This window comes from Nitrincola tapanii, from assembly GCF_008368715.1.
Classification (GTDB): Bacteria; Pseudomonadota; Gammaproteobacteria; order Pseudomonadales; family Balneatricaceae; genus Nitrincola; species Nitrincola tapanii.
This window is the reverse complement of sequence record NZ_SMRS01000004.1, coordinates 237,771-252,478: the sequence shown is the minus strand read 5'-3', so window position 1 is coordinate 252,478 and position 14,708 is coordinate 237,771. Positions and strand designations below refer to the sequence as shown.

The 14,708-nt window shown below is 51.4% G+C and carries 12 protein-coding genes; 3 read left to right on the top strand and 9 right to left on the bottom strand.

From position 1 onward, the window contains the following. The first annotated feature begins 96 nt into the window (after window positions 1-96). The gene (locus tag E1H14_RS07015; RefSeq protein WP_149390745.1) at window positions 97-426 is read left to right on the top strand and encodes a DUF3301 domain-containing protein; all 330 of its coding nucleotides are present in this window, start codon (window positions 97-99) and stop codon (window positions 424-426) included. 7 nt (window positions 427-433) lie between these two features. On the opposite strand, the gene rmuC is transcribed toward E1H14_RS07015, so the two are convergent. The 3 genes from rmuC to E1H14_RS07000 form a co-directional block, all read right to left on the bottom strand. After that, complete coding sequence (gene rmuC, locus E1H14_RS07010) at window positions 434-2,116, bottom strand: DNA recombination protein RmuC (protein ID WP_149390744.1); 1,683 nt, start codon at window positions 2,114-2,116, stop codon at window positions 434-436. 78 nt (window positions 2,117-2,194) lie between these two features. Continuing rightward, the gene (locus E1H14_RS07005) at window positions 2,195-2,830 is read right to left on the bottom strand and encodes a class I SAM-dependent methyltransferase (protein WP_149390743.1); all 636 of its coding nucleotides are present in this window, start codon (window positions 2,828-2,830) and stop codon (window positions 2,195-2,197) included. Between the two features lie 166 nt (window positions 2,831-2,996). Next, window positions 2,997-4,916 carry a DNA topoisomerase III gene (locus E1H14_RS07000; RefSeq protein ID WP_149390742.1) on the bottom strand — a complete coding sequence of 640 codons (1,920 nt, stop codon included), beginning with the start codon at window positions 4,914-4,916 and terminating at the stop codon, window positions 2,997-2,999. 112 nt (window positions 4,917-5,028) lie between these two features. Here E1H14_RS07000 and E1H14_RS06995 point away from each other — a divergent pair, with 112 nt between their 5' ends. After that, window positions 5,029-6,228: an MFS transporter gene (locus E1H14_RS06995; protein ID WP_235017409.1), complete on the top strand. Its 1,200-nt coding sequence runs from the start codon at window positions 5,029-5,031 to the stop codon at window positions 6,226-6,228. A 50-nt stretch (window positions 6,229-6,278) separates the two neighbouring features. Here the strand turns inward: E1H14_RS06995 and rapA are convergent, their stop codons facing one another. Continuing rightward, entirely contained in the window at window positions 6,279-9,146 is a 2,868-nt protein-coding gene (gene rapA / locus E1H14_RS06990; RefSeq protein WP_327436776.1) for an RNA polymerase-associated protein RapA, read from the bottom strand. A 125-nt stretch (window positions 9,147-9,271) separates the two neighbouring features. Between rapA and E1H14_RS06985 the strand changes: the two genes are divergently transcribed. Then, window positions 9,272-10,138: a prephenate dehydratase gene (locus tag E1H14_RS06985; protein WP_149390739.1), complete on the top strand. Its 867-nt coding sequence runs from the start codon at window positions 9,272-9,274 to the stop codon at window positions 10,136-10,138. A 261-nt stretch (window positions 10,139-10,399) separates the two neighbouring features. Here the strand turns inward: E1H14_RS06985 and mgtE are convergent, their stop codons facing one another. Genes mgtE through hda form a run of 5 tightly spaced genes read right to left on the bottom strand, consistent with a single transcriptional unit; the run spans window position 10,400 to window position 14,707 of the window. Further along, on the bottom strand, window positions 10,400-11,743 hold the full coding sequence (mgtE, locus tag E1H14_RS06980) for a magnesium transporter (protein ID WP_149390738.1): 1,344 nt from the start codon (window positions 11,741-11,743) through the stop codon (window positions 10,400-10,402). An 11-nt stretch (window positions 11,744-11,754) separates the two neighbouring features. Next, the gene (locus E1H14_RS06975; RefSeq protein ID WP_149390737.1) at window positions 11,755-12,813 is read right to left on the bottom strand and encodes an FAD:protein FMN transferase; all 1,059 of its coding nucleotides are present in this window, start codon (window positions 12,811-12,813) and stop codon (window positions 11,755-11,757) included. Between the two features lie 12 nt (window positions 12,814-12,825). Next, window positions 12,826-13,773: a tRNA cyclic N6-threonylcarbamoyladenosine(37) synthase TcdA gene (gene tcdA, locus E1H14_RS06970; RefSeq protein WP_149390736.1), complete on the bottom strand. Its 948-nt coding sequence runs from the start codon at window positions 13,771-13,773 to the stop codon at window positions 12,826-12,828. Further along, window positions 13,760-13,999, bottom strand: coding sequence for a hypothetical protein (locus E1H14_RS06965; RefSeq protein ID WP_149390735.1), 240 nt, complete (start codon window positions 13,997-13,999; stop codon window positions 13,760-13,762). The genes tcdA and E1H14_RS06965 overlap by 14 nt, the downstream gene beginning before the upstream one ends. Continuing rightward, window positions 14,000-14,707 carry a DnaA regulatory inactivator Hda gene (hda, locus tag E1H14_RS06960; RefSeq protein ID WP_149390734.1) on the bottom strand — a complete coding sequence of 236 codons (708 nt, stop codon included), beginning with the start codon at window positions 14,705-14,707 and terminating at the stop codon, window positions 14,000-14,002. It abuts the gene before it with no gap. Between the last annotated feature and the right edge of the window lies 1 nt (window position 14,708).

Genomic DNA, 14,708 nt, shown 5'->3' with positions numbered 1-14,708 from the left:
TTGATAAAAATGAGCGGTTCGTTTTATACCATAGCATTTTTGTCAGGTATAAGCAGGTGTTTCCTGTTCTGTCTCCGTTGTTGAAGCCGTCTCATCATGCGTCTTGATTTAATCGATCTGATCTTTTTTACCCTGCTGGCCGCGCTGCTGATGTTTTGGTGGCAGAATCTGAAAAAACGTGAGGCCGTGTTCAAAGCGGTGAAGCGTTATTGCCAACGTGAACATCTACAACTCTTAGATGAAAGTGTGGCACTGGAGGCGATGGGCCTTAAGCGCCACCCTGAAACGGGCTATCTGTTGCTGACACGACGCTACCGTTTTGAATTCACCAGCACTGGAGATGAGCGCTATCAAGGGCGCGTATTTCTCTCGGGTGCCCAGATAGACCAAATTGAAGTGGAGGCGCATCGAGTGGATGCGCCTTAAGCCTGATTCAATTTGGCTTGGACTCAGCTGGATTGTGTTCGGTTGAGTGATGTAATCCGTTGGGTGATGCATGCTCTGATGCGGGTGCCGGAATAAAATCGATTTCCAATTCTGCTTTTTCAACAAAATACTCTGGCAGTTCCGCTTTAATCGCTGGAGCCAGATTTTTAAACTCACCGACCTGCTTCACCAGATTGCCCTTACCGCTGACCAGCTGATTTTCCGCCGTGGTATAGGCCTGACATGCGCCATCCAAACCTTTTTTAATCTTCTCAAAGCTCGCCAAAAAGGTGTTCAATTTCTTGAACACCGCTTCGGCTTTACTCGCCAAAGCTGCCGTGTGTTTATTCTGATCCTCATAACGCCATAATTGACGCACGATATTCAAGCTGGTTAGGAGCGTAGTCGGTGTCGCGACCAGAACCTGGCTTTCGATCGCTTTCTGAAAGAGGGTTTCATCCGCTTTTAAGGCTTCGACAAAAGCCGATTCGATAGGGATAAACATAAACACCATTTCCGGGGAGTTCAGCCCGGGCAGACGGTAATAATCTCGATCCGCCAGCTCTTTGATACGCGCCGCCACAGCCTGCACATGCTCTTTGAGGGCTTGTAGACGCTCGACTTCGTTTTCGGCATTCACAAAGCGGGTATAGGCATTCAAGGACACTTTAGCATCAATGATCAGATGCTTGCCTTGCGGAAGATACACCACCGCATCCGGACGCTGGCGCCCCTCTTCCGTCGTAATACTGACTTCTCGCTTATAATCCTTGCCCAACTGCAAACCGGAACGATCCAGTACATTTTCCAGCACCAACTCACCCCAATTACCCTGGAGCTTTTTCTGGCCACGTAAGGCGGTAGAGAGCTCATGCGCCTCGGTGGTGATCTTCTGGTTCAACTCTTTGAGTGACTCCAATTCCTTACGCAACTCACCCTGCTGGGTGGTTTCGCGATGATGGATGTCCTGCACCTCTTTTTTGAAACTCTCTATCGATTGCTGGAAGGGATTCATCACCGACGTCAGACTTAACTGACTACTTTCCTGCAAAGATTTAGCTTTGGCTTCGAGAATTTCATGGGATAAAAGTTTAAATTCTTCGCTCAAACTGGCTTTTTGTTTCGCAAAATTTTCCACTTCACGCGCATGGCTGGCCGCCCGTTCATCCAATTCCGTTTTCAACTGTGTATGGGTACGAATCAGCGTTTGATATTCAGCTTGCAGTATTTCATGGCGCTGTTTTTCTTGATTCAGATTGAGTTTCAACTCCGCCATGTATTTCTGTGTTTCGTTCAGTTGCGCCTCTAAAGACTCCGCTTTCTTGCCTTCCTGCGCCCACTGATCACCTAACGACTGCGCTTTATCACGTTCCGCTTTCAACTCCTGCAGGGCAGTCTGTAGCCGCTGCGTCAGATCTTCAATCTGCTTATCTTGAGCACGCTGCTCAGCCTGCAAGGCCTCAAACTGCTTTTCGACCTGATGTTGCCGCTGGCGTGTGGTGTCTAACTGCTGTAGCTGAAGCTGACTTTCTTGTTTGGCAGCGATTAAGTCCGCTTGCAAGCGCTGCTCCGTTTGCTGCCAAAGGGCTTGTTCAGACTGGTTACGCTGACGTAGATGCATCCACATAAACGCTAACAACACAACAGCCAGAACCAGCAGGGCAATTGCGACCAGATAAAAAAGTTGCATAAGGACTCCAAGGATAAAATCTAGGGTTAGCGAAAGAGTAGATACGTTGAGCTTGGATGGACTGAAGGCTCATCTGTGTCACATTTCATTTTCTACCACGCGCTCAAAGAGAAAGTATGTGAACTTCTGTACCTTCTGAGCGGGAGTGAGATGCTCTTCGGATCGTTCTTCGACCAGCTTAAACCCCTCACCGAGTTCAGCTTTGAGTTTTTCAGCATCATACTGAACAACCGGCAAACCACTACATTTTTCAGGGCCACCGACTGCAAAGGACGCGATGATAAGATGCCCTCCCACACTGAGTGCCGTTTTTAACACCTCAACATAGCGCTGCCGATCGATCGCCTCCGTCAAAAAGTGAAACACCGCGCGGTCATGCCACAACAGAAATCGAGCTTCAGGTGAAAAGGCTGTCACATCAGACACTATCCAGTTCACGGCCTCCGCAGATGCTCCGAGCCTTGTACGGGATGCCGCCAAAGCCGCTGCGGAAATATCGAGCACGCTCAGTGAGGTATAGCCCTGTGTAAGCAGGTGATCGACCAAAATTGATGCCCCAGCGCCTACATCAATGACTGGATCCGAAAAATCCAGACCACACCGGGCAATCAGTTCTAATGAAGTAACAGGTTCGGCCTGATACCAGCTGACTTCACGGGCGTCTTTTAACTCGTATACATTTTCCCAATGCGCCCTTCTATCAAACTCTTGCACTCGTGCCTCCAAAATAAAACCTGAATTCAGATGCTAACCGCAAGATTATCCGCACCTGCGCTCAGCATCGCTATGCTAGCCTCGGGAGGTAAGCACTGTTGCTCTCTACTGATCATCAAAACAACAGACTCTTACGATCCATACTAAAGTCTGTTTAGCGTTCGTGCTATAGCGTGTGATTGGATGCCAGCCGCTTTTTCTTACGTACCGCTGTCTTCCCCATGCCCCGTAAACTAGAGAAGTCCTGGCTTTCAACCTCGCTAATCAAGGCTCTAATCCCATCGATGAGGGGTTGCATAAACTGCCCATAGCGCATTTTCTTTTCACTGATCGCGTTCAGCTGAGCTTCCCAGTGCGCGGTCATATCTGGAACGACCATCGCTCTTGGTAAGCTGTTGATCAGCTGCTTGCCTATTACAGTGGCATGAATCTCCTTCCCCTTTTTCGTCAAAAATTGACGTTTAAAGAGTAACTCGATGATGCCCGCACGCGTGGCTTCGGTTCCGAGTCCATCCGTCTCACGCAAGACTTTTTTAATCTCAGGATCCGAGACAAAGCGTGCGATCCCCGTCATCGCCGCCAACAGCGTGGCATCGGTAAAATGCTTGGGTGGGCTCGTTTGCTTCTCATCCAATTTCGCATCGAGACAAGTCACTGCCTCACCGGTTTGCACCTTCGGTAACCGAGTGATGGAAAACTCAGGATCTGATTTCGCCCCACTCTGCGGCGCCAACAGCACTTTCCAACCCTCGCTCTTGACTGTTTTCTGTTTCGCGATGAAGAGTCCGCCCGCCACTTCGGTATCAATCTGATGTGCGTCATACTCAAATGTGGGGTAGAACTGCATCAGATACTGGCGTGCGACCAGTGCATAAATATTCTGTTCATCCTGAGATAAACGCTCGGAGGATAACGCCCGGGCGGTCGGAATAATCGCGTGATGCGCCCCCACTTTGGCATCGTCCCAGGCTTTGCTCTTAAGATTTAGATCCGCTTGTTTGACGGCATCCGTTAGCCCTGCCAGGGTTTTCGCCAATGCCTGAGTGACACTATGACGCTCTTGATAATGTCCCTGTGGTAAGTAGCGACAATCGGAGCGTGGATAGGTGATCAACTTATGGCGCTCATACAATTGCTGGCAAATATCCAGCGTTTTTTGAGCATTTAGATTGAAGCGCTTTGAGGCATCGATCTGTAACGCGGATAGGTTGTAAGGCAAGGGGGCCGGTTGTTTTTTACGATCACATTTCACCGCTTTCACCCTGCCCGGTTGCCCTTTCACCTTTTGCACGACTTTTTGCGCAAGCTGAGGCGACAGGACACGGCCTTCTTCATCCATATAGGCTTCACAGGCGGCACTAGGCTTCCATTTAGCGACAAAGGATTCCCCTGCCAAGGTTTCCAGGGTAATCAGCACCTCATAAAAAGGTTTGGAGACAAAGTTTTCGATCTCTTGATCACGATGAACCACTAGACCTAAGACGGGTGTCTGTACACGACCGATCGACAAAACACCGTTATAGCCGACGCTCTGGCCTAGAAGGGTACACAGCCGCGTCATATTCATGCCATACAACCAATCTGCTCTTGCTCTGGCTAAAGCTGAAGTGGCTAGGGGAATAAAGTCGGTATTTTGACGCAGATTTTGCAAAGCCCTTTGAATCGCGGCAGGGTTCATATCATTGACCAGGCAACGCAGCGTCGCATCACGCTTAGCCTGACTCACCCCGGCATAATTAATCACCTCATCGACCAAGACCTGACCGACGCGATCAGGATCGCCCATATGTACCAGTTGATCGGCTGTTTTGATTAACTTTTTTACACTGCTTAACTGTTTGCGTGTTTGGCTTTTGACCACCTGCTTCCATTGCGTCGGAATAATCGGGAGATGTTCACGCTTCCATTTTTTGTATTCGGGGTCATAGGCTTCGGGCTCAGCTTGCTCCAGTAGATGGCCAATACACCAGGTAATCACATCACCATTACCCAAAGTGATATAGCCCTCGGCTTTGCGCTGAGGTCCCGGCAGCACCTCAGCCACAGCCCGTGCGACACTGGGTTTTTCAGCTATGTACAGAATCAAGGCTTAACGCTCCTCATGAACCACTGGGTAGGTGACTGACGGACAGCAACCACCTAGGCGACCTCGGATGAAAGCGCCTATACTAACGTCTTTTTTCGATAGGAAGACAAAATTGTCTAGGTTACCAACCCGTGTTTGGGGATTGGCGTTAGGCCAGGCCCTGTTGATCAGTGGCAATATTTTGCTGGTTTCCGTGACCGCTCTAATCGGACAACTGCTTGCCCCCAAACTTTCTTGGGTGACTCTACCCGTCGCCTTGCAGTTCCTAGGCTTAATGGGTGTAACCCTCCCAGCGGCGCATCTAGTACGCTGGCTCGGGCGCAAACGTGTATTTTTGTTAGGCAATCTGATCGGCTTAAGCGGTGCAGGCCTGGCCTGCTTAGCACTTTGGCAAACACACTTCAGTCTTTTTTGTCTGGGCACTTTTTTGTTGGGTATGGCGATTGGTGTCGGCCAACAATATCGTTTTGCAGCCTTGGAAAATTGTACGGACACACAGCAGCAGCCCAAAGCACTGGGCTTAGTCATGGGCGGAGGTGTCCTTGCCGCCATCCTAGGGCCCAATCTTGCGATCTGGACAGAAGATCTTTGGCCTAACTTTCCTTATTTAGGTGCTTTTACTGCGCTGATGACCCTATACAGCTTGAATCTTCTCCTGATGAGTCGTCTCGCCCTGAAAGCGCCTAGTCTTGATGAGCAAAAAGGGCCCACACGTCGCTACATAGAATTGCTGCAACAACCCCAACTGATTGCCGCTTTAAGTGCGGGTATGATTGGGTATGGCGTAATGGTGTTGGTGATGACGGCCACTCCGCTCGCCATGCAGGCTTGCGGCTTTGCATTTGCCCCCACGGCCAGCGTTATACAATGGCATGTACTGGGGATGTATCTGCCTTCGTTTTTTACCGGTGCTTTAATTCGCCAGTTTCGCGCGGGTCCGGTCATTCAGGCCGGCTGCCTGTTGTTGCTTCTCTGTGTTTTGCTCAATCAATTGGGGGAGAGTTATTGGCATTTTTGGTCGGCTTTAGTGGCCTTAGGTGTCGGCTGGAATTTTACCTTTATCGGTGCCACCCAATTACTGACCGCCACCTATCAACCGGCGGAAAAAGCCAAGGTACAAGGCTTAAATGACTTTTTAGTTTTTGCCAGTGCCGCGTTCGCTAGCCTACTCGCTGGTTACTGGCAAACACAGCTAGGCTGGCAAACACTCAACCTAGCCATGTTACCTGCAATCCTTTTAGCCATGCTGAGCCTGGCTTACAGCAGCAGGCGCCAGAAACGCCAAGAACATGAAGTGCCGCTCAGCTCCTGACTGACGCGCCTGACGCCATGCGCTCGGCTCACCCTCTGTCGCTTGCGTGATTACTCGCTGACCAGAATGACACGTAAAGCATCCAAACGTAAGCTGGCGCTGTGCAAGGCGTTGCGCATAGATTGTGTTTCTTCTTCATGCCATTGCAAATCGGCAGGGCCTAGTGCCGGATTAACCCGCGCTAAGGCTTGCAAGCGTTGCCACTGGGCGGAACGCTCCGCATCAAGACGCTTCTGAGCCTGCTCAATCAGGCCTGGAAGCTGTTGATCCGCAAGGCGACGCGCAGTTTTCAGCTGATCACTAATCGCTTCGCGCGCCATCCGTACCATCGACTGTGCCGTGGCCAGCGGTACGGTATCCATTAATTGGTTTAAAGGCTGATGAGCGAGCGCGGCGGCGAGATCACGACCATCCGGTGTGGTTAAGAACCTGAGATAACCCGTATCTTGATAACGACTAAGCTGTAAACTTTTCGGCGCAGCCAAAACCGGCACAAAGATACTTTCCAACAGCAAGGTCCCTGCCGGTAAAGCGGGAAGTTTCAGGACACAGACGCTGTTATTGCCCGTTTCGTGCTGACTGAGCAGCTCCATCAACTCACTGAGTAGTGGATGCTCCCAGCTCATAAACTCAATATCTTCACGCGCCAAGGCTTCACGGCGACTAAACGTCAGAGTCATCCCCTCTTCGGGCAACTCAGTGAGCTGGCACAGCAGATGCTCACCTGGATGCAAAACCAAGCCACGTGCACCATGCGGCTGAATCGCGATGCCATAACGATCAAAGAGTTTTTCGGCGTATTCCTGCAAGCGTTGAGAGTTTTCCAGCTGCTGCACACTCTCCAGAACCTGATCTGCTTTCTCTTGATTAAAACTACTCATCTCCAGCAAGCGATCTCGCCCTTCCGCCAGGGTTTGTTCCAACTCCAGGCGAGTTTGGCGTGTTTTGTTCAGCAGCTGCTCTAAAGCATGGCTTTCACCCGGATGACGCATGGCATCACGCAGAGGCTGGGCAAACTCTTGATAGAGCGCATCCCCCACGGCACACACCCGCTCAAAAGCATCCAGACCCTCGTCGTACCAGCGCATCAACACTTCCGTTGCACTCTGGCGGTAATAGGGCAGATGAATGTTGACATCGCGATGCTGCCCAATGCGGTCTAAACGCCCTATTCGTTGCTCTAAGAGATCGGGGCTCAGTGGCAGATCAAACAGCACCAGGTGGTGACAGAACTGAAAGTTACGCCCTTCACTCCCAATTTCCGAGCTGATCAGCACCCGCGCACCCAGCTCCTCTTCAGCAAAATAGGCCGCACTGCGATCACGCTGTATCAGGCTCATTCCCTCATGGAACAGAGTCGTGCGCACGCCCGAACGTACAGCGAGAAAACCTTCTAAGGCGATGGCAGTCTCGGCATGTGCACAGATCACCAAAACCTTGTCTTTTTTATTCTGTGCCAACCACTCTTGGAGCCAGCCGACACGCGGATCTTGCTGCACCCAATCCTGACCTAAACGATGCTCAGGATGGAGGGCAGGCTCTAGAGAGTGCTCTTGCTCCAGCGGCATAAATAGCGCCGGTGCTGTCAAGGCATAGGTATGCAGCTGCCGCTTTGGAAAACCGCTAACGGTCAGGCGCGTATTACGAAACAAAACACGTCCGGTGCCCTGCTGATCGACCAGCTGCCGCATCAGTTGTTTTAAGCCCGCATCCTGCTCTAACGCCTTCAGACTTAACCAATGCTCTATCACCTCTGCGCCAAGGCGATCACTGAGCTCACGCTGCATACTGGCATCTTGACGCAAGAAGGCCGCTCCACCTTCCAACAAACAGCTAATCAGATGATTCAGATGGTGATATTGACGCGATTCTGCCAAAAACTGGTCAAGATCGGGGTAACGCTCAGGATCGAGCAAACGCAAACGCGCAAAATGGCCTTCCGGCCCCAACTGCTCAGGGGTTGCGGTCAGAAGAAGCACCCCTTTAGCGATTTGGGTCAAACGCTCGACACTCTGATAAGCGTGACTGACGACTTCACGGCTCCAACCCAGATGATGCGCTTCATCCACAATTAACAGATCCCACTCCACAGCCTGCGCTTGAGCCAAACGCTGTTCATCACGGCATAAAAGAGATAAAGGACAGAGAATTAACTGTGCCGTTTCAAAAGGATTCGTCTGACCCGACTCTTCCAGTCCTTCACAGCGCTCTGCATCGAGCAGCGTAAAACTCAGGTTAAAACGGCGCAGCATTTCCACTAACCACTGGTGCAACAAGGAATCGGGCAGTAAAACCAAGACTCTTTGCGCACGCCCACTCAAGAGACGCTGATGCAAGATCAAACCGGCTTCAATCGTTTTACCCAAACCCACCTCATCCGCCAAGAGTGCACGCGGAGCGGGGCGCGAGGCTAGTTCGGATGCGATATAAAGCTGATGTGGCAAGAGTTGAACACGTGGTCCAATCAATCCCCAAGCAGGCGATGACATAAGCTGATGGCGATGCTCGAGCGTTTCCACTCGCAGTTTAAAGAGACTATGGCGGTCAATCTGACCGGCAAACAAGCGTTCCTGCGGTTTCGAGAAGTGTACCGCACTGTCCAGATGCAGCTCCGGAAGGATCACCTCCTCACCCTGGTCATTGCTGCACAGATAAAGGTAACAGCCCTTGTGCTCAATGCGCTCACGCACTCGCAGCCGATCACCCTCATCATTAAAGATCTCTTCATCCGCCTCGTAACAAACTCGACTTAACGGCGCATTGTCCGTTGCATAGGTGCGGACCTCCGCAGCGGCTGGAAAACTCAGCTCAACGCGGCGGTTCATAGATTCGACGACAATGCCCAAACCCAAATCGGCTTCCGTATTGCTAATCCACCGCTGCCCCGGAACAAACACTTGCTGCGTCAACTTCGACACTCCCAATGACTGACTTAGGGGTGCAATGATAGGCCTTGAGGCCAGACAGTGAAAGGCTGATCGTGCGAAGCGGCAACGCCTATGCGATAATTAGCGTTTTTCGTCTCTGGCCGAGTACTGCCACCATGACCGCTGACAACCATTTAATTGCTTACCAAGGGCACGAAGGTGCCTACTCTCATCTGGCCTGCTGCCGAGTGCATCCTGAGCTCAAAGCCATTGCTTGCGAAAGTTTTGCCGACGCCATGTTTATGGTCGAACGGGGTGAAGCACGTTTAGCCATGATTCCTTTAGAAAACTCAACCGCTGGGCGTGTGGAAGAGATCTATCGCCTCATGCCAAGAACACGTTTACATATTATTGGCGAACATTTTGAGCCGGTGAACCATTGCTTACTGGCCCTACCTGGCACAGGTTTAGAGGAGCTGCGCACGGTCGCTTCTCACCCTCAGGCATTGGCTCAATGTGATGGCAATCTGCGTGCGCTGGGTTTAACCCCGATTGCCGCACTGGATACCGCCGGTTCCGCCAGCGAGTTGGCTCAAGAACGTACACCTCATCATGCCGCCATCGCCTCCAGCCTGGCTGCCGAGCTCTATGGTTTAGAGATCCTGAAAGAGAACTTTCAAGATGTGAATGGCAACACCACACGCTTTATGCTGCTGGCGAAAGAGAGCCGCATGCCCGCATTTGAAGAGGGTAAGCGCTACATCACGACACTGATGTTCCGAGTCCGCAACATTCCTGCGGCACTCTATAAAGCGCTGGGTGGATTTGCGACCAACGGCGTGAACATGGTGAAACTTGAGAGCTACATGGCGTCAGAAACCATGGAGGTTTCCAGCTTTCATCTGGATGTGGAGGGCCACCCCCATCAGTTAGCGATGCAGCACGCTTTGCAGGAGTTGGATTTTTTTGCCAGCGAAGTCCGTGTCATGGGCACTTACACGGCGCATCCTTTCCGAAAAAGCCGCTTTAGTATCGATAATTGAAGCTTAAGCCTATCTCGACAAATTCCGCAGTGCACAATAAATGCTCAGTTATATAAGAAAATGATATAAAACTGGGCAAGAAATCCAATTGTGCACTGCACAAAACTAGGCTATCTTTAAATTGTCCTGATCTTCAGGACGCGAAAAAGTTGATTCTCTTCCAGAAGCAACCTATCGCATCCCATCTCTCAACTCTTTCTGAGTTGTATGCACTTTGCTTGCCCCTCTTCGTGAGGGGCTTTTTTTTGTGTTGAGAGTCGATCACAGACCCAGAATCGCCGTGGCGATGGCAAAATACACCAAAACCCCAACGGCATCGGCAATCGTAGCGACCAATGGCGCGCTGGCCGTCGCCGGATCCCAGCCCAGCTTATTCAATAAGAAAGGCAAACTCATACCGACCAAGCTACCGAGCATGACCACCGCGACCATGCTGGAAGCAACCACCATCGCGATCTCTGGCCCGCCGCGCACTGCCCCGATCAAGGACACGGCCAGCGCCATGGTCAAGCCCAAGCCCAGCGCCACCAAAAACTCACGCGCAAACATCCGTGCCCAATCCGTGATCAACACATCCCCTGTGGCCAAGCCCCTGACCATCAGGGTAGACGCCTGAGAACCCGCATTACCGGCACTTCCGACCAACAATGGCAAGAAGAAGACTAAAACGATATAGGTAGAGATCGTCTCTTCATAGAGGGCGATACCCGCTGCTGAGAAAATATTGGCAAAGACCAGCAGCACCAACCAGACAATACGTTTACGGTACAGCGTAAACAGACTCGCCTCTCGTAAACTGCCTTCCAGATTACCAACGGTACCGCCTTTAAGAATGTCTTCAGTTGCTTCCTGCTCCGCCACGTCCATCGCATCATCGTAGGTCACAATCCCGACCAGACGCTGCTGTGCATCGATGACAGGCAGCGCTAACAAGTCATAACGGCTGATCATGCGCGAAGCATCTTCCTGTGGCTCGTCCGGGTAAGTCGTCAGCAGTTCTGTGGTCATGATGCTGCTGATCGGCATACTTGGACGATTGAGAATCAACTCTCGCAGAGACAGGGTACCGACCAGACGCTGAATATTGTCCAAGACATAAATTTGATAGATGGTTTCCGCATCCGGTGCCGTTTTACGCACGATATCCAGCGCCTCAGCCACCGAAGCTCGCTCCGGCACACTGGCGTAGTTACTGGTCATAATCGCGCCTACCGTGCCTTCGGCGTAACTGGCCATGCGCCGCAAATCCTCACGCTCCTCATGTGCCATGAGTTTTAGCACCGCAACCTGACGTTCCTCTTCCATCAAGTTAAACAGATCGGCACGCTCATCCGACTCCATCGAAGAGAGTAACTGCGCCAAACCTTCCAGCGTCATCTCTTCTGCGACTTCGGCCTGTAGGGTTAACGGCAGATAACCAAAGACCTCAGCACGCTCAGCCAAGGCCAGATGCGCTAAGATTTTTAAGCAGACTTCGGTTTCTTCATGGCGCAGGAATTCGGCTAGGTCCGCAGGTTGAAATTCACACACCAGCTCTTCTATAGCCACCGTGTCCTGCTTTTCCATGGCGCTGCGAAGCGTATTGGCAAGCATGGCATAGGACATCTTTCATCTCCTTACATGGACAGCGGCTGGATTTCGGCCAATTTCTCCGGACCAAGATACGCCGCCATGGCCGTGGATACGTAGGTTTCCCAACCTTCCTGACCACGGACGATCATTAAGACTTTTAAATTCTCGGTTTCAGCGACCTGCAAACCCACTTTAGGACCTTGCACCATTAAAGCGGTTGCCCAGGCATCAGCATGGGCATTATCCGGTGCCAGCACGGTGACTGAGGCTAGGTTATGCGCTATCGGCCAGCCACTGAGCGGATCGATAGTATGAGAAAAGCGCACACCTTCGGCTTCAAAATAGTTGCGATAATCTCCAGAAGTGGCCACCGACATATCTTGAATCGCCAAAATATGCTGAGCTTCCTGCACCCCTTCATGCGGTACTTCAATCCCGATGCGCCAAGGCTGATCACTCGCGCGCTGTCCTTTGGCCAGTAGATCGCCACCGATATTCACTAAAAAGTTTTCTAAGCCTTGTGCAGCCAGATAACGTGCCACCTCATCAACTGCAAAACCCTTGGCCACCCCGGAAAGGTCAATGTAGAAATCCTGCATCCGACGCGCGGCGGGAGGATCCTCCTGCAACTCTAAATACTGATAACCAACTTGGCTAAGACGCTGACTCAATAACTCAGGTTCGGGAATTGCCAGAGGGCGCTGCTCTGGACCAAAGCTCCAGAGATTGACCAAACGCCCCACGGTGACATCAAACTGTCCATGACTCGCTTCAGCAATCTGCTGACTCAGTGCCAGCACTTGATACAACTCCGGTGACAGACTGAACCACTCACCCAGCGGTTGGCGATTGAGCTGCATCAGTTCAGAATCCTGACGATAGGTCGACATCTGCGCATCCACCTGCTGCAGCACCTGCTCAATGCCCAAACGCCACGTCTGAACCTGCTCGGGTGTTTGGGCCGCAAAGGTGACCTGCCAGAAGGTTCCAAAAATCTGACCCTCTAAACGCTGAAGTGTGGTCTCAGGCTCCTTAGCCTGACAACCCAACAAAAGCAGCGTAATCAGCAGGATTAAGCCAAGGCGTATCTGTTGCAAGCGCATAACGGCCCCTTTTTATCGATTGGATTCATTCGCCTCAGCGGCGTTAAGTTGTTGGCGCTGCCAGCGCGCCTGCATTTTCTTCAGCACCTGAGCCACGGCAAAAAAAGCAAAACTGCCCGTGACACTCGTACTGGCACCAAAACCACCGGAGCAGTCCAAACGGATCGAACCCTGTCCCTGAGGCTTTTGCATACAGACACGCCCATCGGCTTGCGGGTAGCGCAATTGCTCAGTTGAATAGACGCAATCGACGCCAAATTTTTCCGTTTTACTAAACCCATGATGACGCTTAAGTACCGAACGCAATTTGGCCGCTAAGGGATCTTGCTGGGTACGACTCAAATCATCGATACGTATACGCGTGGGATCGATCTGGCCACCGGCACCCCCTATGGTTAAGATCGGCAGCTTGCGCCGACGACACCAAGCGATCAACGCCGCTTTATCACGCACCGTGTCGATCGCATCGATGACATAATCCGCTTGCTGCGGAATCAGCTCTTGTAGATTATCAGGGTGCACAAAAGCCTGACGGATATGCACCTTACAATCCGGATGGATATCACGTAAACGCGCCGCCAGCACCTCAGCTTTAGATTGCCCAATGGTGGACTGCATGGCCTGTATCTGACGATTGGTGTTGCTGATACAAATATCATCCAGATCGATCAGGGTGATTTCACCCACCGCCGTGCGTACCAAAGCTTCTGCCACCCAGGAACCGACACCGCCTAAACCTATGACAACCAAATGCGCACTCAAGAGATGCTGCGTAAAAGCCTGACCATACAAACGCGCCACACCGCCAAAACGTAGCATTTGCAGTTCACTTAACTTTCCAGATGACTCTCCCGATGAAGCCTCAGACGCATCTGCCGCTGCAGACAACTCAGCCGCTGGATTCACTGGATCAAGAGCCGCCACAGCAAACTCTGGATTTAGATTTTCAGAAACTTTCATCCGTTAACTCAGTATAAACAGGCTGACGACAACGCAAACAACGCCCCTCAATGGTAATCAGACCGCGGCATTCATACTCCACCGGTTCATCCATACCCAAGTCAGCGGCCTGACAATGATTGCACCAGGTTTGTGTTAAGAATTCTTGTTGCTCTTGCGCATCACGTGCAAAAAAATCCCGTTCGATACGTTCTAGCTCGACTCCTGCGCTCTGAGGATCATTCATTTACCACCCCATCTCCTGTTTCACAAAAGGCACCGTTATACGACGTTGTGCACTCAAAGAAGCATGATCTAATCTTTCCAAGACAGCTAAAAGATGCGCCATATCACGACTGCCATGATGCAAGAGGTAGTGCACCACCTCATCACTCAATTCAAAACCACGGCCTGCGGCACGCGCTTTCAGGGCAACTGCTTTCGCTTCATCATTAATAGGATAGACATGAAAAACCATGCCCCAATTCAAACGCGAAACCAGATCCGGCAAAGCTAAACCCAATTGCGCGGGGGCTTTGTGGGCGGCAATCAACAAAGTGTGGCCAACTTCGCGCATTCGATTGAAGAGATGAAACACTGCTTCCTGCCAAGCACTTTCCCCCGCAATACAATCCAAATCATCAATACAAACAAGCTGCAACTGCTCCATATTATCGAGAATACCGGGAGGATGATCGATCAATTCACGCAGCGGAAGATAGACAGATGAACGCCCAAAGGCTTGAGCCTCATGGCAACTACTTTGCAACAAATGACTACTGCCATGGCTTGCGCCGCCCCACAGATAGAGATACTGCTCACCCTGTCCACGCGCGGCCTGGCGCAAACTGTTAAACAGCAGGCCGTTTTCACCCACGATGAAATTTTCAAAGCGCGCCTCATCACGCAGGGTGATCCCCAAGGGCAACTGCACAGGACGTTTAGGATCAATCATG